The organism is Streptomyces sp. NPDC029041 (assembly GCF_040637515.1).
Classification (GTDB): domain Bacteria; phylum Actinomycetota; class Actinomycetes; order Streptomycetales; family Streptomycetaceae; genus Streptomyces.
This window is the reverse complement of record NZ_JBEZWO010000001.1, coordinates 644,096-664,209: the sequence shown is the minus strand read 5'-3', so window position 1 is coordinate 664,209 and position 20,114 is coordinate 644,096. Positions and strand designations below refer to the sequence as shown.

18 protein-coding genes are annotated in these 20,114 nt (G+C 72.0%); 9 read left to right on the top strand and 9 right to left on the bottom strand.

Going from position 1 to position 20,114, the window contains the following annotated elements:
• The first annotated feature begins 47 nt into the window (after positions 1-47).
• The gene (locus tag AB0F04_RS02860) at positions 48-1,064 is read left to right on the top strand and encodes a bile acid:sodium symporter family protein (protein WP_362037333.1); all 1,017 of its coding nucleotides are present in this window, start codon (positions 48-50) and stop codon (positions 1,062-1,064) included.
• On the opposite strand, the gene AB0F04_RS02855 is transcribed toward AB0F04_RS02860, so the two are convergent.
• From AB0F04_RS02855 to AB0F04_RS02845, 3 genes are all read right to left on the bottom strand, one after another.
• Positions 1,000-2,235 (bottom strand): DUF4185 domain-containing protein, encoded by a 1,236-nt coding sequence (locus tag AB0F04_RS02855; RefSeq protein ID WP_362037008.1) that lies wholly within the window; start codon positions 2,233-2,235, stop codon positions 1,000-1,002. The genes AB0F04_RS02860 and AB0F04_RS02855 overlap by 65 nt on opposite strands.
• Positions 2,236-2,246: 11 nt before the next feature.
• Positions 2,247-4,115, bottom strand: coding sequence for a sialidase family protein (locus tag AB0F04_RS02850; RefSeq protein WP_362037006.1), 1,869 nt, complete (start codon positions 4,113-4,115; stop codon positions 2,247-2,249).
• A gap of 140 nt (positions 4,116-4,255) precedes the next feature.
• A complete protein-coding gene (locus AB0F04_RS02845; protein ID WP_362037331.1) occupies positions 4,256-5,173 on the bottom strand; it encodes a zinc-binding dehydrogenase in 918 nt (305 codons plus the stop codon).
• Between the two features lie 103 nt (positions 5,174-5,276).
• Between AB0F04_RS02845 and AB0F04_RS02840 the strand changes: the two genes are divergently transcribed.
• A complete protein-coding gene (locus AB0F04_RS02840) occupies positions 5,277-5,720 on the top strand; it encodes a MarR family transcriptional regulator (protein WP_362037004.1) in 444 nt (147 codons plus the stop codon).
• A gap of 90 nt (positions 5,721-5,810) precedes the next feature.
• Here AB0F04_RS02840 and fdhD read toward each other — a convergent pair whose 3' ends face one another.
• From fdhD to AB0F04_RS02815, 5 genes are read right to left on the bottom strand one after another with little or no spacing between them, the layout of a single operon-like run.
• Positions 5,811-6,659, bottom strand: a complete 849-nt coding sequence (gene fdhD, locus AB0F04_RS02835) for a formate dehydrogenase accessory sulfurtransferase FdhD (RefSeq protein ID WP_362037002.1) — start codon at positions 6,657-6,659, stop codon at positions 5,811-5,813.
• Between the two features lie 7 nt (positions 6,660-6,666).
• Complete coding sequence (locus AB0F04_RS02830; protein WP_362037000.1) at positions 6,667-7,527, bottom strand: 2Fe-2S iron-sulfur cluster-binding protein; 861 nt, start codon at positions 7,525-7,527, stop codon at positions 6,667-6,669.
• On the bottom strand, positions 7,524-9,356 hold the full coding sequence (locus AB0F04_RS02825) for an NAD(P)H-dependent oxidoreductase subunit E (RefSeq protein WP_362036997.1): 1,833 nt from the start codon (positions 9,354-9,356) through the stop codon (positions 7,524-7,526). Before AB0F04_RS02825 ends, AB0F04_RS02830 begins: the two co-directional genes overlap by 4 nt.
• A gap of 6 nt (positions 9,357-9,362) precedes the next feature.
• Positions 9,363-11,288 carry a molybdopterin-dependent oxidoreductase gene (locus AB0F04_RS02820; protein ID WP_362036995.1) on the bottom strand — a complete coding sequence of 642 codons (1,926 nt, stop codon included), beginning with the start codon at positions 11,286-11,288 and terminating at the stop codon, positions 9,363-9,365.
• Positions 11,285-12,256 (bottom strand): 2-dehydropantoate 2-reductase, encoded by a 972-nt coding sequence (locus AB0F04_RS02815; RefSeq protein ID WP_362036993.1) that lies wholly within the window; start codon positions 12,254-12,256, stop codon positions 11,285-11,287. The genes AB0F04_RS02820 and AB0F04_RS02815 overlap by 4 nt, the downstream gene beginning before the upstream one ends.
• A 234-nt stretch (positions 12,257-12,490) precedes the next feature.
• On the opposite strand from AB0F04_RS02815, the gene AB0F04_RS02810 reads away from it, so the two are divergent.
• From AB0F04_RS02810 to AB0F04_RS02795, 4 genes are all read left to right on the top strand, one after another.
• Entirely contained in the window at positions 12,491-13,825 is a 1,335-nt protein-coding gene (locus AB0F04_RS02810; protein ID WP_362036991.1) for an OFA family MFS transporter, read from the top strand.
• Positions 13,794-13,934 (top strand): hypothetical protein, encoded by a 141-nt coding sequence (locus AB0F04_RS02805; protein ID WP_362036990.1) that lies wholly within the window; start codon positions 13,794-13,796, stop codon positions 13,932-13,934. The genes AB0F04_RS02810 and AB0F04_RS02805 overlap by 32 nt, the downstream gene beginning before the upstream one ends.
• Before the next feature lie 170 nt (positions 13,935-14,104).
• Positions 14,105-15,043 carry a beta-ketoacyl-ACP synthase III gene (locus tag AB0F04_RS02800; protein ID WP_362036988.1) on the top strand — a complete coding sequence of 313 codons (939 nt, stop codon included), beginning with the start codon at positions 14,105-14,107 and terminating at the stop codon, positions 15,041-15,043.
• A gap of 160 nt (positions 15,044-15,203) precedes the next feature.
• Positions 15,204-15,881, top strand: coding sequence for a GntR family transcriptional regulator (locus AB0F04_RS02795; RefSeq protein WP_362036986.1), 678 nt, complete (start codon positions 15,204-15,206; stop codon positions 15,879-15,881).
• Here AB0F04_RS02795 and AB0F04_RS02790 read toward each other — a convergent pair.
• A complete protein-coding gene (locus AB0F04_RS02790; protein WP_362036984.1) occupies positions 15,878-16,009 on the bottom strand; it encodes a hypothetical protein in 132 nt (43 codons plus the stop codon). The genes AB0F04_RS02795 and AB0F04_RS02790 overlap by 4 nt on opposite strands.
• Before the next feature lie 200 nt (positions 16,010-16,209).
• Between AB0F04_RS02790 and AB0F04_RS02785 the strand changes: the two genes are divergently transcribed.
• From AB0F04_RS02785 to AB0F04_RS02775, 3 genes are all read left to right on the top strand, one after another.
• A complete protein-coding gene (locus AB0F04_RS02785; RefSeq protein ID WP_362036982.1) occupies positions 16,210-17,391 on the top strand; it encodes an ROK family transcriptional regulator in 1,182 nt (393 codons plus the stop codon).
• A gap of 182 nt (positions 17,392-17,573) precedes the next feature.
• Positions 17,574-19,091, top strand: a complete 1,518-nt coding sequence (locus tag AB0F04_RS02780) for a sugar ABC transporter ATP-binding protein (RefSeq protein ID WP_362036980.1) — start codon at positions 17,574-17,576, stop codon at positions 19,089-19,091.
• Positions 19,088-20,104 carry an ABC transporter permease gene (locus tag AB0F04_RS02775; protein ID WP_362036978.1) on the top strand — a complete coding sequence of 339 codons (1,017 nt, stop codon included), beginning with the start codon at positions 19,088-19,090 and terminating at the stop codon, positions 20,102-20,104. The genes AB0F04_RS02780 and AB0F04_RS02775 overlap by 4 nt, the downstream gene beginning before the upstream one ends.
• The last annotated feature ends 10 nt before the right edge of the window (positions 20,105-20,114 follow it).

Below are 20,114 nucleotides of genomic sequence, written 5' to 3'. Positions count from 1 at the left end.
ACCAAAGCAAGTGGAGCACCGTGAAACGCCTGCGCTGGCCGCATTGGATGCCGATCGACCCCTACATCCTGCTCCTCCTCGGGACCGTGGGCCTCGCCGCACTGTTCCCGGCGCGCGGAACGGCCGCAGATGTCGCCTCGGGTGCTTCCACGGCGGCGGTCGCCCTCCTCTTCTTCCTGTACGGCGCCCGGCTCTCCACCCGTGAGGCGCTCGACGGACTGCGGCACTGGCGGCTGCACGTGACCGTTCTGGCCTGCACCTTCCTGGTCTTCCCGCTGCTCGGTCTCGCGGCCCGCGGGCTGGTGCCGGTGATCCTGACGCACCCGCTCTACCAGGGCCTGCTCTTCCTCACCCTGGTCCCGTCGACCGTCCAGTCGTCGATCGCCTTCACGTCGATGGCCCGCGGCAACGTCCCCGCCGCGATCTGCGCGGGCTCCTTCTCCTCCCTCATCGGCATCGTCGCCACCCCGCTGCTCGCGGCCTCGCTGCTCGGCGGCAGCGGCGGCGGCTTCTCCGCCGACTCGCTGCTGAAGATCGTGCTGCAGCTGCTGGTGCCGTTCCTCGCGGGGCAGCTGCTGCGCCGCTGGATCGGCAGCTTCGTCACGCGCCGCAAGCAGGTCCTCGGTCTGGTGGACCGCGGCTCCATCCTGCTCGTCGTCTACACCGCGTTCAGCGCGGGCATGGTCCAGGGCATATGGCACCAGGTCAGCCCGGTGCGGCTGGGCGCCCTGGCCGTCGTCGAGGCCGTGATCCTCGCCGTGATGCTGCTGCTCACCTGGTACGGAGGCAAGGCGCTGGGCTTCGGCCGGGCGGACCGGATCGCGATCCAGTTCGCCGGCTCGAAGAAGTCGCTGGCCGCCGGACTGCCCATGGCGAGCGTCCTGTTCGGCGCGCAGGCGGCCCTCGCCGTGCTGCCGCTGATGCTCTTCCACCAGATGCAGCTCATCGTGTGCGCGGTGATCGCCAAGCGGCGCGCGCGGGAGGCGGCGGCGGAGGAGGTCAGCGCGTCGCGGCCAGTCGCAGCGACACGAACCGCGGTCGGTACAGGGACACGTTCCGGCTGAGCCGGTCGGCGGCGCCCGTCGGCTCCAGCCAGTTGACGTCGTAACTCAGGACGAGCCGTCCGCCGCCGCTCAGCTCCGGATGCGCCTGCGGGTTGTAGGCGGCCACCAGCCCCTGCGGGAGCGGGGGGCCGAACTCCTCTCCCGGACCGTGCCACGGCCCGGCCGGGGAGCAGGCCCAGTACGACGCCACGGTGGTCAGCCCCTTCGTGCCGGCGGCCATGGTGAACAGCACGTAGGTACCGCCCTCCCGGACGACCGAGAAGGCGCTGCCCACGCCCCTGCTCCGCCCGTCCCCGAGCACCGGACGGGGACGGGCACGCGGCACCCACGCCGAGCCGCTCCAGTACTGCCAGGCCGAGGGGTCCGCGAGCCGGCCCTCCGGCACCCGGGCCGCGTACGCGTGTGAGGCGGGACGGGAGGCGGCCCGGCCGTCGTCGCCGCCGAACACGTACGTCCAGCCGTCCTCCTCGACCAGCGTCGTGCCGAACAGCACCCGCCGGGACGGGTCAGGCACCGACTGCTGTCCGAACACCTCGACGATCGATTCCAGGCGCAGCCCGGGCAGTGACAGGGTGGCGACCTCGGTCGCGGTGGGCACGCCGTAGATCCACGGGGCCTGTCCCGCCGTGCGCACCCACAGCAGCACCCGGACGACCTGCTCCGAGGAGCCGGGGGAGCGGGGTTCGACGCGTGCGGCGACCGGCCAGCGCCACCGGTCCGGTGCCGGGTCGGCGAACAGCGGGGCGGGCAGGGTGGATTCGAGCCGGCCGTCGCGCATCAGCACGGCCGAGTTGCGCACCAGCGGCGTGGTGGCGTCCCGCCAGGCGTAGGACTCGCCGTGCGGATTGGGCGGGCCGTACACCCGGCCCAGATAGGTGTCCGAGAACAGCCACAGCACCCGGCCGTCCGGCAGCCGCACCGAGTGGGTGCCGTCGCCGCCGGTCCAGTCGTCCGTGCGGCTCGCGTCGTCGCCGTAGCGGGCGAACTCGGCGTCGAGGGCGTCGTCCCTGTCCCAGGACCCTACGGTGAGCGCCTGGCAGGCGTCGTCGTCCGGACCGTCGTCGCCGGGCAGGGCGACGATCAGCGCCGCGCCGAGCACCAGGACCAGCAGCAGGCCGATCCCGGTTCCCGTGCGCTGTCGTGCTCGTAATGCTCCTGAGTCGTCGGGCACGTCCCGTGACGTTAGTTGCTGCCGCTCACCCGGTCCATGGGCAGCCACAGCACCGTGCCCCGCGAGGCCGCGCCCGAGGCGCCGAAGGCCAGCTCATCGTCGCTCAGGGCCCGGTTCCACACCCGCACGTCGTCGATCGCCCCGGTGAGGAAGGCCCGGCTGTCCATGCGCTGGCCGATGTGCACGCCGAACGGCGAGTTGCGGCTGACCGAGCCCGGCACGTCAGCGGTGGTGAGCGGCGTGCCGTCGAGGAACAGGGTCAGCCGCCCGCCGCCCCGGCGCAGCGCCAGATGGTGCCAGCGGCCGTCGTTGCGGGCGCCGTCGGTCCACACCGAGGCCGACCTGACGGCCGTCGCACCCGTCCTGGTGGTGATCAGCGCCCGGACCCGGTCGCTCGCGGGTTCCCCGCGCAGCCAGATCTGCGGCTGGGTGCCGCCGATGCCGCCCATCCACAGGAAGGGCTGCTCACCGGCCGTGGCCGCGTAGCGGAAGTGCAGCGACACCGTGAAGTCCCCCTCCCCGAGCGCCGGCCGGGACCGGTACGGGAGCCGGACGGCGTCGTCGGTGCCGTCGAAGGACAGTGCGCCTCCCCGGACGCCGTCCGTCCGCGCCGCGCCGCCGAGCACGGCCGCGGGCCGGCCACCCGCCGCCGCGTCAGGCGTGGCCGGGTCGGCGCCCCGACGCGGCTTCAGCCAGTCGTCGGTGAAGCGGGCGAAGCGGATCTCCTCGCGCGCGTCGGCCGCGCCGCCCTCGTACAGCAGTCCCACCGCCGTGCCGCCCAGAGCCGCCATGTCGGAGTAGCCGGACCAGTCCGTGGTGACGACCGTGCCCCGGTCCACGCTCTCCCAGGTGCGCCCGCCGTCGTAGGAGGAGCGGATCATCATGGTGCGGCGGCGGTCCGGGTCGGCCGGAGCGGACAGCAGCATCCGCTCGCCGAGGCGCAGGGTCGCGCCCTGGACCTGCGGGGTGTACAGGTCCGGCAGGCCCCGGAAGGGCGTGGCGAAGCTGTCGCCGCCGTCCGTGCTGAGGGTCTGGGAGCGGTGGCCCAGGTCGGTGCCGTCCTGTTCCCGGCCGCTGACGAGCAGGGCGCCGTCGGCGCGTTCGGTGAGCGTCACCTCGGACGGCCTCTGCCGGACCGTGCCGTCCTGCGCCACGGGCCAGGTGTCCGTGGCGCCCACGCGCCAGGAGTCGCCGCCGTCGTCGCTGACGACGAGCGCGGCGTGGGCGGCGGAGACGCTCGTGCCGTCCCACGTCTCGGCGTTGACGCCGAACACCAGCCGCCCGGCGTGCCTGCCGCGGGTCAGCTGGACGCCGTGCACGGGGCCGGTCGCGTACCAGGAGTTCCAGTCCTCGGGCAGGATGGCGGCGCTCAGGTCGCGCGGCTTCGACCAGGTGCGGCCGTCGTCGTCGCTGTACTGCAGGTGCGGGGTGCGGTCGCAGGGGACGGTGCAGTTGCCGGCGTCCTCCCGGCCGGTGTTGTACGTCTCGGCCAGCAGGATCCGGCCTGACCTGCGGTCCACGACGGGCGCCGGATTGCCGTGCGTGTCGCCCGCGCCCTCGGTGACGACCTGGAGCGGCCCCCAGGTGCGGCCGCCGTCGGTGGAGCGTTTGAGAACGATGTCGATGTCGGCCGCGTCACCGCAGTTGAGGACACGGCCCTCGGCGAAGGCGAGCAGCGTGCCGCCGGTGGTGCGCACCATGGCCGGAATGCGGAAACAGGCGTAGCCCGGGTCCTGGGAGGCCTTGAAGAGCACCTGCTGGTCGAACCGTCCCGAGGCCGTGACGGGCCGGCTGTACGCCGCGGTCGTGGGCGCGAGGAGCGCCCCGGCGACGGCGGCTGTCAGGGTGGATCTCAGACGTGCGTGAAGACTCGACGGCATGGTGCGACCTGACCTTCATGCGTCCGCCGGCCGGACCACCGGGCGTGGAGAAGGACATCCGGTCGTGCCGGACACTCCACGTCCGACGCGTCGGCCGCAGGCGGTACTCGGGTGGACAACCCCCCCACGAGAAGCGCCCGTCAGGGCATCAGGACGACCTTGCCCAGGTTGGACCGCCCCTCGATCTCCGCGTGCGCCTTGGCCGCGTCCTCCAGGGCGAACTCCCCGTGGACGGCGGGCCTGAGCTCTCCGGCCGCGAACAGCCGCCACAGTTCCTCACGCCACTGCTCGTACAGCTCCGGTCTGCCCCGGGCGATGCGGGCCATCTGGAACCCGATGACCGACTTGGCGCCCACGAGCAGGTCGTAGGCCTGGATGGCGCCGCCGCCCGAGCTGTACGCCACCAGCCGCCCCTCGGGGACGAGCGCGTGGAGGGCACGGGTGAGCAACTCGCCCCCGACCGCGTCCAGGACGTAGTCCACGGGTGTTCCCCAGCTCGCGTCGCCGTACGAGATGACGTGGTCGGCGCCGAGACCGCGCACGAAGTCGGCCTTGCCCGGGTCGGAGACGGCTCCCACCACGCGCCCGGCGCCGCGCGTCCTGGCCAGCTGCACGACCAGGTGGCCGACACCGCTCGCGGCCGCGGTGACCAGGGCCGCCTCCCCCGGCTCGGGACGGGCCGCCTCCAGGGCACCCAGCGCGACCAGGCCGCTGCGGACCAGGGCGACCGCGTCGACGGCGCTCGCGTCCCCGGGGACCGGGGAGGCCATGGCTTCGTGCAGCACCGCGAAGTCCGCGTAGCCGTGGCCGAAGCAGAGGCCGGTCACCCGGTCGCCGGTGCCGAAGTCGGAGACGCCCTCGCCGACGGCCACGACCTCGCCGGCGATCTCGCCGCCGAGCGGGACGGGCTCGTCCGCCTCGGTGACCTTGCGGACGACCGGGAGCGTCACGCCGACGGCCTCCGTGCGCACGAGCAGCTCTCCGGGGCCGGGCCGGGGGAGCGGCGCCTCCTCCACGAAGAGGGGGCCGCCTCGGGATTCGTAGCGGACGCGGCGCATCGCACCTCCGGGATCGTCGGTGGTCCCCACGTATTCATTGGGAACCCCAACGATATAGGAGGATCATAGGAAGAACCAACGATTTTGTGGTTAGGCTGCGCCCATGTCGGAAGCCCCCCTGCCCGCTATCCGCTCCCTCCCCAGCTGGCTGCTCGGCCGGGCCGCCGCCCGCGGCCGGACCCTGGTGGCCGAGGCGCTGGCGGAGGAGGACATGCGGATGTGGCACCACGTGGTGCTGGCCGCTGTCCGCGACCTCGCACCCGTCGCCCAGGCGGACCTCGGCCGCGGGGTCCGGCTGGACCCCAAGGACCTGGTCGGCGTGCTCAACGACCTCCAGACGGCCGGCCTCGTGGTCCGCGAGCCCAACCCGGAAGACCGCCGCAAGAACGCCGTGTCCCTCACCGATCGGGGGGCACGGCTGCTGAAGCGCTGCGAGAAGGCGGCCCGCGCCGCCAACGACGAACTGCTCGCACCACTGTCCGCGACCGAGCGGGAGCAGTTCATGGCGATGCTGCTCCGGATATCCGGTACGGCCGACCAGGCGTGACGCCCTGGGCAGGCCGAGACGGGGCCCCTGCGGCGCAGGGGGCGCTCCCCGCCGGTCGGGGCCCCGCCGCCGTGCAGCGGAGGAACCTGCTCAGCCCTGGGCGGCCGCGGCCCGCAGGGCGATGCGGTCCTCACCCGCGTACACGTTCATGGAGCTGCCGCGCAGGAAGCCCACCAGCGTCAGGCCCGCCTCGGCGGCCAGGTCCACCGCCAGCGACGACGGTGCCGACACCGCTGCCAGCACGGGTATGCCGGCCATCACGGCCTTCTGCGCCAGCTCGAAGGAGGCCCGGCCCGAGACGAGCAGGACCGCCCGCGACAGTGGCAGCTCCCCGTGCTGCAGGGCGCGGCCGACCAGCTTGTCGACCGCGTTGTGCCGGCCCACGTCCTCCCGGACGTCCAGCAGCTCGCCCGCTTCCGAGAACAGGGCCGCCGCGTGCAGGCCCCCGGTCCGGTCGAAGACCCGCTGGGCCGCGCGCAGCCGGTCGGGGAGGCTCGCGAGCAGCTCGGGAGAGATCCGGACCGGGGGAGTGTCGGCGATGGGCCACCGGGCCGTGGTGCGCACCGCGTCCAGCGACGCCTTGCCGCACAGCCCGCAGGAGGACGTGGTGTAGACGTTGCGCTCCAGCGTGATGTCGGGGATCACCACGCCCGGGGCCGTCTTCACGTCGACGACGTTGTACGTGTTCGAGCCGTCGTCCGTGGCCCCTGCGCAGTAGACGATGTTCTGCAGGTCCTGCCGCCCCGCCAGCACCCCCTCGCTGACCAGGAACCCCGCGGCCAGCGCGAAGTCGTCGCCCGGGGTGCGCATGGTGACCGCCAGGGGCTTGCCGTTGAGCCGGATCTCCATCGGTTCCTCGGCGACGAGCGTGTCCGGGCGGCCGGAGACCACCCCGTCCCGGATGCGGATCACCTTGCGTCGTTCCGTGACTCGTCCCATGTCCTGATCAGTCCCGGTTCTGTACGTGCTGGTAGCCGAAGCGGCCCTTGATGCAGAGGTTGCCGTGGGTCACCGGGTTGTCGTGCGGCGAGGTGACCTTCACGATCTCATTGTCCTGGACGTGCAGCGTCAGGTTGCAGCCCACTCCGCAGTACGCGCACACCGTGGTCGTCTCCGTCTGCCGCGACTCGTCCCAGGTACCCGCCGCGCGCATGTCGAACTCGGACTTGAAGGACAGCGCCCCCGTCGGGCACACCTCGATGCAGTTCCCGCAGTACACGCATGCTGAGTCGGTCAGCGGCGCGTCGTGCTCCACGGCGATCCGGGCATCGAAGCCGCGTCCGGCGACCGAGATCGCGAAGGAGTTCTGCCACTGGTCGCCGCAGGCGTCGACGCACTTGTAGCAGAGGATGCACTTGTCGTAATCGCGGACGTACAGGTCGTTGTCGACCCTCGGTTCCTCGTTCAGCCGCGCCGCGTCCGGGCCGAAACGATCCGGCTTCGCCTCGTACTCCTTCAGCCACCCGGCGACCTTCGGAGTCGTCGACAGGTCCACCGAGGACGCGAGCAGTTCCAGGACGACCTTGCGGCTGTGGCGGGCACGCTCGGTGTCCGTACGGACCTCCATGCCCGGCTCGGCCTTGCGGGAGCAGGCCGGGACGAGTGTCCTGGCCCCCTCGACCTCGACCACACACACCCGGCAGGCGTTCTTCGGGCGCAGGGTGTCGCCCTCGCACAGGGTCGGGACGTCCTTCCCCGCCGCCCGGCAGGCGTCCAGGATCGTCGAGCCCTCCGGGACCCGGGCCTCCTCCCCGTCGAGGGTGAACTCCAGCATGCGGCGCGGGATCCCCAGCGGTGTGACGGTCATTCGTACGCCCCCAGACGGTCGATGGCGGATTCCACAGCGTTCCACGCGGTCTGTCCCAGACCGCAGATCGAGGCGTCCCGCATGGCGCGACCCACCTCCCGCAGCAGCGCGATGTCACCGGCTGCCTCCGCGCCCGTGCGCTCCACGATCCGGTGCAGCGCCTCCTCCTGCCGTACCGTCCCGACCCGGCAGGGCACGCACTGCCCGCACGACTCGTCGCGGAAGAACTCCGCGATGCGCAGCAGCAGCCGGGGCAGGGGCACGCTGTCGTCGAAGGCCAGGACGACCCCCGACCCGAGCGTCGTGCCTGCCTCCCGCGTCCCTTCGAAGGTGAGCGGCACGTCCAGCTCGTCGGCCCGTACGAAACCGCCGGCCGCACCGCCGAGCAGCACCGCCCGCAGCCCGTCACGCACCCCGGCCAGGGTGAGCACGTCGCCCAGCGTCGCGCCGAACGGCACCTCGTAGACACCGGGCCGCTCCACACTCCCGGACACGCAGAACAGCTTCGGACCGGTGGAGCGCCCGGTGCCGATCGCCGCGTACGCCGGGGCGCCCAGGGTGAGGATCGGCAGGACGTTGACCAGGGTCTCGACGTTGTTCTCGACCGTCGGCTTGCCGAACAGACCCTTCTCCACCGGGAACGGCGGCTTGGAGCGCGGCTCGCCCCGGTAGCCCTCGATGGAGTTGAACAGGGCCGTCTCCTCACCGCAGATGTAGGCGCCCGCGCCGCGCCGGATCTCGATGTCGAAGGCGTAGCCCTGCCCGAGGACGTCGTCGCCGAGCAGTCCGCGCGCACGGGCCTGCGCGATCGCGTGCTCCAGCAGGCGCAGGGCGCGCGGGTACTCGCCGCGCAGATACAGGTAGCCCCGGTGCGCGCCGGTCGCGTACCCGGCGATCGTCATCGCCTCGACCAGCGCGTAGGGGTCGCCTTCCATCAGCACGCGGTCTTTGAACGTGCCAGGCTCCGACTCGTCGGCGTTGCAGACGAGGTAGTGCGGACGGTCGGGCTGGGACGCCGTGGCCTGCCACTTGCGGCCGGTGGGGAAGGCGGCGCCGCCCCGCCCGACCAGGCCCGAGTCGGTGACCTCGCGGATGACCCCGGCGGGCCCCAGCTCGAAGGCCCGGCGCAGGGCGGTGTAACCCCCGTGAGCGCGGTAGTCGTCGAGGGACGAGGGGTCGACCACGCCGACCCTGTGCAGCAGCATCAGCCCCTCCTGCCCCGTCTGGGGCACGGCCAGCGCGGCCGCCGGCTCCTCGGGCGCGGAGTCCGGGGAGCTCGCGGCGAGCACGGCGTCGTGGACGGTCGCCGGTGCCGCAACCGCCGTGCGCACGGGGTCCCCGGCCTTGATCGCCAGTGCTGCCGGGGCCCGTTCGCACAGGCCCAGGCACGGGCTGCGCTCGACACTCACCCCGCTGCCGAGGCCGAGCCGCTCCTCGATCCCGGCGCACAGCTCCGGCGCACCGGCCGCCGCGCACGCCAGGTCCGTGCACACGTGCAGCACGGTCGCGGGACGGGGCTTGACCGAGAACATGGAGTAGAAGGTGGCGACCCCGTACGCTTCCGCCGGCGGCACCGTCAGCCGCCGGCACAGGTAGTCGAGGGCGCCCTCGCTGATCCAGCCGATCCGGTCGTTGACGGCGTGCAGCCCCGGCAACAGCAGGTCGCGGCGGTCCCGGGCCTCGCGCCCGCCCCGCGCCCACCTCAGATCGGCGGCTCGCATCTCGTCACGGGCCGCGCCCTCCCAGGAGGACTCGGGAGGCCCGAGGAGGGCGTCGACAGCCGCTCGTTCCTCGTCCGTCGGTTTGCTGTCACCGAAGTGCAGGTCCACGTGCTTTCACCCCACGATGGTCGCGATGGGCAGCTTCTCGATCCGGATCGCCGACGCCTTGAACTCCGCCGTCCCCGCGATCGGGCAGTTCGCCTCGATCGTCAGCGCGTTGGTGTCCACCTCGTCGGGGAAGTGCATGGTCATGAAGGCGAGCCCGGGCCGCAGCGCCGTGTCCACCCATACGGGCGCGGTCACCGAACCGCGCCGCGAGGTCACCTGGACGTGCTCGCCCACCACGACCCCGTAGCGCTCGGCGTCCTCCGGGCTCAGCTCGACGAACTCGCCGCGCCGGAGCGGCGAGGCGTAACCGCCGCTCTGGACCCCGGTGTTGTACGAGTCGAGCCGCCGCCCGGTGGTGAGCCGGATCGGGTACCGCTCGTCGGTGAGGTCCACGGGCGGGTCGTGCTGCACGATCCCGAACGGGGCGAGCGGGCCACGCCTGGCCGGGTCGGCCTCCCACAACCGGCCGTGCAGATAGGTCGGTTCGATCCCGTCCGTGCTCGGGCAGGGCCACTGGATGCCCTGGTGCTCCTCCAGGCGCTCGTACGTCATGCCGTAGTGGTCGGGCGAGACGGACCTCAGCTCGTTCCACACGGACTCGGCGTCGGCGTACTTCCAGTCGTGGCCGAGGCGGGCCGCCAGGTCGCAGATGATGTCGATGTCCTCGCGGGCCTCGCCGGGCGGGGAGACGGCCTTGCGGACGCGCTGCACCCGCCGCTCGCTGTTGGTGGTCGTGCCGTCGGTCTCCGCCCAGCCGGCGGTCGCCGGCAGGACGACGTCCGCGAGCTCGGCGGTCTTCGTCAGGAAGATGTCCTGCACGACCAGGAAGTCCAGCGCCTTCAGCCGCCGCACGGCCTGTGCGCTGTCCGCCTCGGACTGGGCCGGGTTCTCGCCGATGCAGTACACGGCCTTCAGCGAGCCGTCCTCCATCGCCTCGAACATCTCCGTGAGGTTCAGGCCGTAGTGCGGCTGGATGACGGTGTCCCAGGCCGACTCGAACTTCAGCCGGACGCTCGCGTCCAGGATGTCCTGGAACCCGGGGAGACGGTTGGGGATCGCCCCCATGTCGCCGCCGCCCTGCACGTTGTTCTGCCCGCGCAGCGGCTGCAGGCCCGAGCCGTAGCGGCCGACGTGCCCGGTGAGCAGGGACAGGTTGATCAGGGCCCGGACGTTGTCGGTGCCGTTGTGGTGCTCGGTGATGCCCAGGGTCCAGCACAACTGGGCCCGCTCGGCACGGGCGTAGGCGTGCGCCAGCTCCCGGATCGCCGCCGCCGGTACACCCGTCACCTTCTCGGCGAGGGACAGCGTCCACGGTTCGACCAGGGCCCTGTACTCCTCGAAGCCGCTGGTCGCCCGCTCGATGAACGCCTCGTTCGCGAGCCCCGCGTGGATGATCTCGCGGCCGATCGCGTGCGCCATCGGGATGTCTGTGCCGACGTTGAGCCCCATCCAGCTCTCCGCCCACTCGGCGGTCGAGGTCCGGCGCGGATCGACCGCGTACATCCGGGCGCCGTTGCGGATCCCCTTCAGCACGTGCTGGAAGAAGATCGGGTGCGCGAACCGGGCGTTGGAGCCCCACATCACGATGACGTCGGTGTGCTCGATCTCCTCGTACGACGACGTCCCGCCGCCCGAGCCGAACGCCGCCGACAGGCCCGCCACGCTCGGGGCGTGGCAGGTGCGGTTGCAGGAGTCGACGTTGTTGGTGCCCATGACGACCCGGGCGAACTTCTGCGCCACGTAGTTCATCTCGTTGGTGGCACGGGCGCAGCTGAACATCCCGAAGGCGTCGCGGTGGCGCCCGAGGCCGGCGGCGGCCCGGTCCAGGGCCTCCTCCCAGGTGGCCTGCCGGAACGGCCCGTCGCGGGAGTCCCGCACGAGCGGGTGGGTGAGCCGGGTGTAGGTCTTGGGGGTCCGGTCGCGTTTCCTCATGCGGCGCTCCTCAGCGCGAGCAGGTCCGAGATGGCGTGCACGGTGCGCAGGGTGGGCACCTCCACGCCGGTGATCTCCGCCAGCTCGACGACCGCGGCGAGCAGCACGTCGAGTTCGAGCGGCTTGCCGCGCTCCAGGTCCTGGAGCGTGGAGGTGCGGTGGTCGCCGACGCGCTCGGCACCGGCGAGCCGGCGCTCGATGGAGACACCGACCTCGCAGCCGAGGGCCTGGGCCACCGCCAGCGTCTCGGTCATCATGATCTCGATGACCCTGCGGGTGCCGCCGTGCAGGCACATCTGCCGCATGGTCGCGCGGGCCAGGGCGCTGATCGGGTTGAAGGAGATGTTGCCGAGCAGCTTGACCCAGATGTCGCCCCGCAGGTCCGGTTCGACCGGGCACTTCAGACCGCCCGCCTGCATGGCCTCGCTGAAGTCGAGACAGCGGGCCGAGCGGCTGCGGTCGGGTTCGCCGATGGAGAACCGCGTGCCCTCCAAGTGCCGGACCACGCCCGGGCCTTCGAGTTCGGTCGCCGCGTAGACGACACAGCCGATGGCCCGTTCGGGCGCGAGCACCGCACTGACCGCGCCGTCGGGGTCGACACTCTCGACACGGTGGCCGTCGTACGGACCGCCGTGCCGGTGGAAGTACCACCAGGGGATGCCGTTCTGGGCCGCGACGACCGAGGTCGTCTCGTGCAGCAGCGGCGCGATCAGCGGCCCGCACGCCGCGTACGCGTTGGCCTTCAGGCCCAGGAAGACATGGTCGACCGGGCCGACTTCGGCCGGGTCGTCGGTGGCGTGGGGGCGCGCGGTGAAGTCGCCGCGTGGGCTGCGCACCCTGACTCCGTGCTGCCTCATGGCCGCCAGATGCGGTCCACGGGCGATGAGATGCACCTCGGCGCCCGCGCGGTGGAGCGCGGCGCCGACGTAGGCGCCGATGGCACCGGCGCCGAGAACTGCGACTTTCACGGGAACACTCCGTTCGGTTTGAGGGATACCGCGGAGGTGGCTGCCGTCCGGCCGCTCACGGGTCGCGTATGGCTCGCGGACGGCTTGTGTCGACGAAATATTGTCTACAGTATGGAGGTTGGGTGGGCAAGAGTGCGTGCGCCGACCGTTCGGCGCATGCCGGATACCGTTCACCGCATACGGTCGACGTGCCGCCTTCCCAACTGCCTTGCGGATCCCTACCGTCCGGGGTTCATGAGTCCCCCAGTCGCGCCCCCGGGCTGGAGCCGCTGGCTCGTTCCGCCCGCCGCTCTCTCCGTACATCTCTCCATCGGCCAGGCCTACGCCTGGAGCGTGTTCAAGCCGCCCCTGGAGTCCGCGCTCGGCCTCAGCGGCACGCAGAGCGCGCTGCCCTTCCAGCTGGGCATCGTCATGCTGGGCCTGTCCGCCGCGTTCGGCGGCACGCTCGTGGAGCGCAAGGGCCCGCGCTGGGCGATGACCGTCGCCCTGATCTGCTTCTCCTCCGGCTTCCTGCTCTCCGCGCTGGGGGCGTCCCTGGAGCAGTACTGGCTGATCGTCTTCGGCTACGGCTTCGTCGGCGGCATCGGTCTCGGCATCGGCTACATCTCGCCCGTCTCCACCCTGATCAAGTGGTTCCCGGACCGGCCCGGCATGGCCACCGGCATCGCCATCATGGGCTTCGGCGGCGGCGCGCTCATCGCCTCGCCCTGGTCGGCCCAGATGCTGGAGTCGTTCGGCGGCGACAGCACCGGCATCGCCCTGGCCTTCCTCGTGCACGGGCTGTCGTACGCCGTCTTCATGCTGCTGGGTGTGCTGCTGGTCCGGGTTCCGCGCACCGCCCCGGAGACGCGGGCAGCCAAGGCGGCGGCCCCCACCGGCCCGCAGGTCTCGGCGAGACAGGCCATCCGCACCCCCCAGTTCTGGCTCCTGTGGATCGTGCTCTGCATGAACGTCACCGCCGGCATCGGCATCCTGGAGAAGGCCGCGCCGATGATCACGGACTTCTTCGCCGACACCTCCACCCCGGTGTCGGTGACCGCCGCCGCCGGTTTCGTCGCGCTCCTGTCCGCCGCGAACATGGCCGGCCGCATCGGCTGGTCCTCCACCTCCGACCTCATCGGCCGCAAGAACATCTACCGCGTCTACCTGGGCGCCGGCGCCCTGATGTACGCCCTCATCGCCCTGTTCGGCGACTCCTCCAAGCCGCTGTTCATCCTGTGCGCGCTGGTCATCCTCTCCTTCTACGGCGGTGGATTCGCCACGGTTCCCGCCTATCTGAAGGACCTGTTCGGCACGTACCAGGTCGGTGCCATCCACGGGCGGCTGCTCACCGCGTGGTCCACGGCCGGGGTGCTCGGCCCGCTGATCGTGAACTGGATCGCCGACCGGCAGGAGGAGGCGGGCCGGCACGGCGCGTCCCTGTACGGACTGTCCTTCGTGATCATGATCGGGCTGCTCGTCGTCGGCTTCGTCGCCAACGAACTGGTCCGGCCCGTCGACCCCCGCCACCACGTCCCCGCCCCGAAGGAGGCCGCCCGTGCCGAGCGACAGCAGTCAGAGTCCGCCTGACCAGGACCGCCGGTGGCTGATCGCCCTCGCCTGGATGTGGGTGGGCGTACCGCTCGCCTACGGGCTCTACGAACTCGTCCGCAAGGCCACGCAGCTCTTCACCGGGTAGGCGCACCGGCGCGCCGGGTGGGCGTTCGACAGGTGTCCGGGCGTCCGAGCTCCTGACCGAAGCTGACAACACCGGCGCCCGTTTCCTGTCACCTTGGCTGCCGTCGTACCCGTGAGTCACTGATCAGACTGGTGGATCCGCTACCCAAGGCAACGAGGGGGATCCACCCAATGAACGGCTCGCGCATCGCCGCCGTCGGCCACTACCAGCCCGCCAAGGTGCTCACCAACGAGGACCTGGCGGGCCTGGTGGACACCAGTGACGAGTGGATCAGGAGCCGGGTGGGCATCCGCACGCGTCACATCGCAGGACCCGACGAGCCGGTCGACGAACTGGGCGCCCACGCCGCCGCCAAGGCGCTGGCCGCGGCCGGGCTGACCCCGGCGGACATCGACCTGGTGCTCGTCGCCACCTCCACCGCCGTCGACCGCTCGCCCAACATGGCCGCCCGGGTCGCGGCCCGACTGGGCGTCCCGCAGGCCGCCACCATGGACCTCAACGTGGTGTGCGCCGGGTTCACCCACGCCCTGGCCACGGCCGACCACGCCGTGCGCGCGGGGGGCGCGAGCCGGGCGCTGGTCATCGGCGCCGACAAGATGTCCGAGGTGACCGACTGGAGCGACCGCAGCACGTGCGTGCTCGTCGGCGACGGGGCCGGGGCCGCGGTGGTGGAGGCCGCGGGCGAGGCGGCCATCGGGCCGGTGCTGTGGGGCTCGGTGCCCGACATGGGCCACGCGGTACGCATCGAGGGCACCCCGCCGCGCTTCGCCCAGGAGGGCCAGAGCGTCTACCGCTGGGCCACCACCCAACTCCCGCCCATCGCACGCCGGGCCTGCGAGCGGGCCGGGCTGGAGCCGGCCGACCTCGCGGGGGTCGTACTGCACCAGGCCAACCTGCGCATCATCGAACCCCTCGCGGAGAAGATCGGCGCGGTCAACGCGGTCGTCGCGCGCGACGTCACGGAGTCCGGCAACACCTCGGCCGCGAGCATCCCGCTGGCCTTCTCGAAGCTGGTCGAGCAGGGGGCGATCACCACGGGCGACCCGGTGCTGCTGTTCGGCTTCGGCGGGAACCTGTCGTACGCGGGCCAGGTCGTCCGCTGCCCCTGAACCCGCCCGGCCCGGCCCCTCGCGGTGTGACGCGCTCAACTCCCCGGAACCCTGGCTCTTGTGCGCCGTAGACTGTAGACGAAAGACAATCAATACTGACTCTGCGGCGATACCGGCTCGCGCCGCGTTGTGCACGGCCCTGCCGAGGAGGGGGACCGCGATGCTGTCGACAGGCCTGCCCCAAGGGGCGGTACCCAAGCTGGAACGCCCGGGTCCGCTGCGCGACCGTGTCTACGAGGCACTGCTCGAACTCATCACCACCCGTGCGCTGCAGCCCGGTCAGCATCTCGTCGAGAGCGAACTCGCCGGGCATCTCGGCGTCTCGCGGCAGCCGGTGCGCGAGGCGCTGCAGCGGCTCAACACCGAGGGGTGGGTCGATCTGCGGCCCGCCCAGGGCGCGTTCGTGCACGAGCCGACGGAGGAGGAGGCCGACCAGCTCCTCACGGTCCGTACGCTCCTGGAGGCCGAGGCGGCCCGGCTCGCGGCGGCGGGCGCGGACAGCGCGGGCATCGCCGCCCTGGAAGCGCTGTGCGCGGAGGGTGAGAGGGCCGTCGAGGCGGACGACGTGGACGGGGCCGTCGCCATGAACGCCCGCTTCCACGCCAAGATCATGGAGCTCGCCGGCAACGCGGTCCTGGCCGAACTCGCCGCCCAGGTCGACCGGCGCGTGCGCTGGTACTACACGCCGGTGGCCCGGCAGCGTGGCAGCCAGTCCTGGATCGAGCACCGCGAATTGATCGCCGCGGTCGCCGACCGGGACGAACAGCGCGCCACCCGGCTGATGCGCGCACACACCGAGCACACGCGGCACTCGTACCACGCGCGGGCGCGCGCCTAGCACTGCGGCACGTCATAACGCCGCGGCACGTCATAACGCCGCGGCACGTCATAACGCCGCGGCACGTCATAACGCCGCGGCACGTCATAACGCCGCGGCACGTCATAGCGTCGCAGTTCGTTCGTCACGCCGCCACGCCTGCCCTCTGATGCGGGGCAGACGTGGCGGCTTCTTTGTCCACTGAGTGGAAAAAGTGAGGGGCAATTCCTGCGCGACTTCTTCCCACCCTCGGCGGCCGCTGCTACGTTCCCTCCGAAAGCAAGCCACCGCGGTGGCGGGAAACCGGCGCGGACAGGCCGATCGAGGCGGGGAGGGGCTCGTGAGACGTATGACCGCACGACCCGGAAACGCCCACCAGGCCCGGCTGCTCAAGCTGTTGCGTAACGGCGGCCCCAACTCCCGTGCCCAGCTGGGCGACCAGGTCGACCTCTCGCGGTCCAAGCTGGCCGTGGAGGTGGACCGGCTGCTGGAGACGGGGCTGGTCGTGGCTGACGGACTCGCCGCCTCGCGCGGCGGCCGCCGCTCCCACAACATCCGGCTCAACCCCGAACTGCGCTTCCTCGGCGTCGACATCGGCGCGACCTCGGTCGACGTCGCCGTCACCAACGCCGAACTGGAGACCCTCGGGCACCTCAACCAGCCCATGGACGTGCGCGAAGGCCCCGTCGCGGTCTTCGAGCAGGTCCTCGCCATGGCCGCGAAGCTGAGGGCCTCCGGGCTCGCGGAGGGGTTCGACGGCGCCGGCATCGGCGTCCCGGGGCCCGTCCGCTTCCCCGAGGGCATCCCGGTGGCGCCGCCGATCATGCCCGGCTGGGACGGCTTCCCCGTGCGGGAGGCGCTCAGCCAGGAGCTCGGCTGCCCGGTCATGGTCGACAACGACGTGAACCTGATGGCGATGGGGGAGCAGCACGCGGGTGTCGCCCGCACCGTCGCCGACTTCCTCTGCGTCAAGATCGGCACCGGCATCGGCTGCGGCATCGTCGTCGGCGGCGAGGTCTACCGCGGTACGACGGGCAGCGCAGGCGACATCGGGCACATCCAGGCCGTCCCCGACGGCCGCCCCTGCGCCTGCGGCAACCGGGGCTGCCTGGAGGCCCACTTCAGCGGCGCTGCCCTGGCCCGGGACGCCACGGAGGCCGCCCAGCAGGGCCTTTCGGTCGAACTGGCCTCGCGGCTGGAGACGAACGGCGGCCTCACGGCCGTCGATGTCGCCGCCGCGGCCGCCGCCGGTGACGCCACCGCCCTCGACCTGATCCGCGAGGGCGGCAACCGCACCGGCCAGGTCATCGCCGGCCTGGTCAGCTTCTTCAACCCGGGCCTGGTGGTGATCGGCGGCGGGGTGACCGGCCTCGGCCACACCCTGCTCGCCGCGATCCGCACCCAGGTCTACCGCCAGTCGCTGCCGCTGGCGACCGGCAATCTGCCCATCGTCCTGGGTGAGTTGGGGGCCGCCGCCGGAGTGACCGGCGGGGCCCGGCTCATCAGCGACCACCTGTTCTCCCCCGCGTAGCCCCGCACGACAGCCCGCAGTCACCGCACAGCGCCCCGCACCACAGCACGGCTCACCGCACAGCGCCCCGCACGACAGCCCGCAGTCACCGCACAGCGCCCCGCACCACAGCACGGCTCACCGCACAGCGCCCTGCTCTGCCCTGCCCTGAAACCGGCCCGCACGCCCGCCAAGGGGACCTCATGGCACCAGAACCACCGCTGCTCAGCATGTCCGGCATCACCAAGTCGTTCCCCGGAGTCCGGGCCCTCGACGGCGTCGACCTCGAGGTCCAGGCCGGCGAGGTGCACTGCCTGCTCGGCCAGAACGGGGCCGGCAAATCCACCCTCATCAAGGTGCTGGCCGGCGCCCACCAGCCCGACACCGGCCGGCTCCGCTGGCGCGGCGAGGAGGTCATCCTCCGTTCGCCGATCGCCGCCATGCGCCTGGGCATCGCCACCATCTACCAGGAACTCGACCTGGTGGAGCACTTGTCGGTCGCCGAGAACGTCCACCTCGGACATGAGCCGACCGCCGCGGGGTTCGTCGTCCGCGGCAAGGCGGCCAGGGCGTCGACGGCCGCTCTCCTCGCACGGCTCGGCCATCCCGAGATCGATCCTGGCCGGCTCGTGGGGGAGCTGCCCGCGGCGCAGCAGCAGATCGTGTCCATGGCGCGGGCGCTCTCCCACGACGTGCGGCTCATCGTGATGGACGAGCCGTCGGCCGCCCTCGACCCGGACGAGGTCGACAACCTCTTCCGTATCGTCGGCGACCTGACCGCCGCCGGAGTCGCCGTCGTCTACATCTCGCACCGTCTGGAGGAGATCCGCCGCATCGGCGACCGGGTGACGGTGCTCAAGGACGGACGGGCCGTCGCGCACGGACTCCTGGCGAAGTCGACGCCGACCCGCGAGGTCGTCACCCTGATGACGGGCCGCAACGTCGAGTACGTCTTCCCCGACCGGCCTCTCGCACCGCCGCCCGGCGAACCCGTCCTGACCGTTCAAGGTCTGACCAGGCGAGGGGAGTTCGAGCCGCTCGACCTGGAGGTCCGCCCGGGTGAGATCGTCGGCCTCGCGGGACTCGTCGGCTCGGGCCGCTCCGAGATCCTGGAGACCGTCTACGGCGCCCGCAAACCGACGGCCGGTCAGGTGCTGGTCGGGGGGACGGCGTTGAAGCCGGGCAGCGTGCGGGCCGCCGTGCGGGCCGGACTCGGGCTCGCCCCCGAGGAACGCAAGGCGCAAGCCCTGCTGATGCTGGAGTCCGTCACCCGCAACGTGTCTGTCTCCTCCATGTCCCGCTTCTCGCACGGCGGCTGGATCGACCGGGGCGCCGAACTCGGTGCCGCCCGGGCCGCCACCCGCGAGCTGTCGCTCCGGCCCGACAACCCGTCCGTGCCCGTGCGCACCCTGTCCGGCGGCAACCAGCAGAAGGCCGTCCTGGCCCGCTGGCTGCTGCGCGGCTGCAAGGTGCTGCTGCTCGACGAACCCACCCGCGGCGTCGACGTGGGCGCCCGCGCCGAGCTCTACGCGGTCATCCGCCGCCTCGCCGACGAGGGCCTCGCCGTGCTGCTGGTCTCCAGCGAGGTCCCCGAGGTGCTCGGCCTCGCCGACCGCGTGCTGGTGCTGCGCGAGGGCCGCGTCGTCCACACGGCTCCCGCGCGCGAACTCGACGAACACCGCGTACTCGACCTGGTCATGGAAGGAAGCCCGGCGTCATGACGCAGCCCGTCTCCCCGCCGCGGGACAGCACCACGAAGGTGCCCGAGGCCCGGCCCCCGGCCTGGCGCGGCCCGCTGGCCCGTGCCGACGTCCGTACCCTCTCCCTGCTCGGCGTGCTCGCCGCACTGATCGTCGTCGGCGGCATCACCAAGCCCGACGAGTTCCTCGACACCCGCAACCTGCAACTGGTCCTCACCCAGGCCTCCGTGGTCGGCGTCGTCACCGTCGGCATGACGTTCGTCATCGTCTCCGGCGGCATCGACCTCTCGGTCGGCGCGATCGTCGCCCTCGCCTCGGTGTGGGCCACCACGGTCGCCACCCAGGAGTACGGCTTCGCGGGCATCCTCTTCACGGCGATCGTCGTCGGAGTCGGCTGCGGCCTGGTCAACGGGGTGCTCATCGCCTACGGCTCGATGGTGCCGTTCATCGCCACCCTCGCCATGCTGGCCTCCGCCCGCGGCCTCGCCCTGCAGATCACCGACGGCAAGACACAGATCGTCACCGTGCCCTCGGTCCTGGACCTGGGAGAACGCGACGCCTACGTCCTCGGCATCCCGCCCCTGGTCCTGGTGTTCGCCGTCGTCACGGTCATCGGCTGGCTGGTGCTCAACCGCACCACCTTCGGCCGCCGCACGGTCGCGGTCGGCGGCAACCCGGAGGCGGCCCGGCTCGCCGGCATCGACGTCCGCCGCCAGCGGCTCTACCTCTACCTGCTGTCCGGGCTGTGCTGCGGCATCGCGGCCTTCCTGCTGATCGTCCTGTCCGGCTCCGGCCAGAACACCAACGGCAACCTGTACGAACTCGACGCCATCGCCGCCGCGATCATCGGCGGCACCCTGCTCACCGGCGGCCGGGGCACCATCACCGGCTCCGTGCTCGGCGTCCTGATCTTCTTCACGATCACCAACATCTTCGCCCTGAACAACCTGCAGAGCGACGTCCAGCAGATCGCCAAGGGCGCGATCATCGTCGCCGCCGTGCTGGTCCAGCGCCGTACCGCGAGCACGACCTGAGGAAAGGGTT

What these genes read in the sequence shown, in the direction of transcription:
- AB0F04_RS02850 (WP_362037006.1), bottom strand. Translation starts at nt 4,115, where the DNA reads ATGCCGTCGAGTCTTCACGCACGTCTGAGATCCACCCTGACAGCCGCC.
- AB0F04_RS02860 (WP_362037333.1), top strand. Translation starts at nt 48, where the DNA reads ATGCCGATCGACCCCTACATCCTGCTCCTCCTCGGGACCGTGGGCCTC.
- AB0F04_RS02820 (WP_362036995.1), bottom strand. Translation starts at nt 11,288, where the DNA reads ATGAGGAAACGCGACCGGACCCCCAAGACCTACACCCGGCTCACCCAC.
- AB0F04_RS02840 (WP_362037004.1), top strand. Translation starts at nt 5,277, where the DNA reads ATGTCGGAAGCCCCCCTGCCCGCTATCCGCTCCCTCCCCAGCTGGCTG.
- AB0F04_RS02830 (WP_362037000.1), bottom strand. Translation starts at nt 7,527, where the DNA reads ATGACCGTCACACCGCTGGGGATCCCGCGCCGCATGCTGGAGTTCACC.
- AB0F04_RS02775 (WP_362036978.1), top strand. Translation starts at nt 19,088, where the DNA reads ATGACGCAGCCCGTCTCCCCGCCGCGGGACAGCACCACGAAGGTGCCC.
- AB0F04_RS02780 (WP_362036980.1), top strand. Translation starts at nt 17,574, where the DNA reads ATGGCACCAGAACCACCGCTGCTCAGCATGTCCGGCATCACCAAGTCG.
- AB0F04_RS02845 (WP_362037331.1), bottom strand. Translation starts at nt 5,173, where the DNA reads ATGCGCCGCGTCCGCTACGAATCCCGAGGCGGCCCCCTCTTCGTGGAG.
- AB0F04_RS02795 (WP_362036986.1), top strand. Translation starts at nt 15,204, where the DNA reads ATGCTGTCGACAGGCCTGCCCCAAGGGGCGGTACCCAAGCTGGAACGC.
- AB0F04_RS02800 (WP_362036988.1), top strand. Translation starts at nt 14,105, where the DNA reads ATGAACGGCTCGCGCATCGCCGCCGTCGGCCACTACCAGCCCGCCAAG.
- AB0F04_RS02810 (WP_362036991.1), top strand. Translation starts at nt 12,491, where the DNA reads ATGAGTCCCCCAGTCGCGCCCCCGGGCTGGAGCCGCTGGCTCGTTCCG.
- fdhD (WP_362037002.1), bottom strand. Translation starts at nt 6,659, where the DNA reads ATGGGACGAGTCACGGAACGACGCAAGGTGATCCGCATCCGGGACGGG.
- AB0F04_RS02785 (WP_362036982.1), top strand. Translation starts at nt 16,210, where the DNA reads ATGACCGCACGACCCGGAAACGCCCACCAGGCCCGGCTGCTCAAGCTG.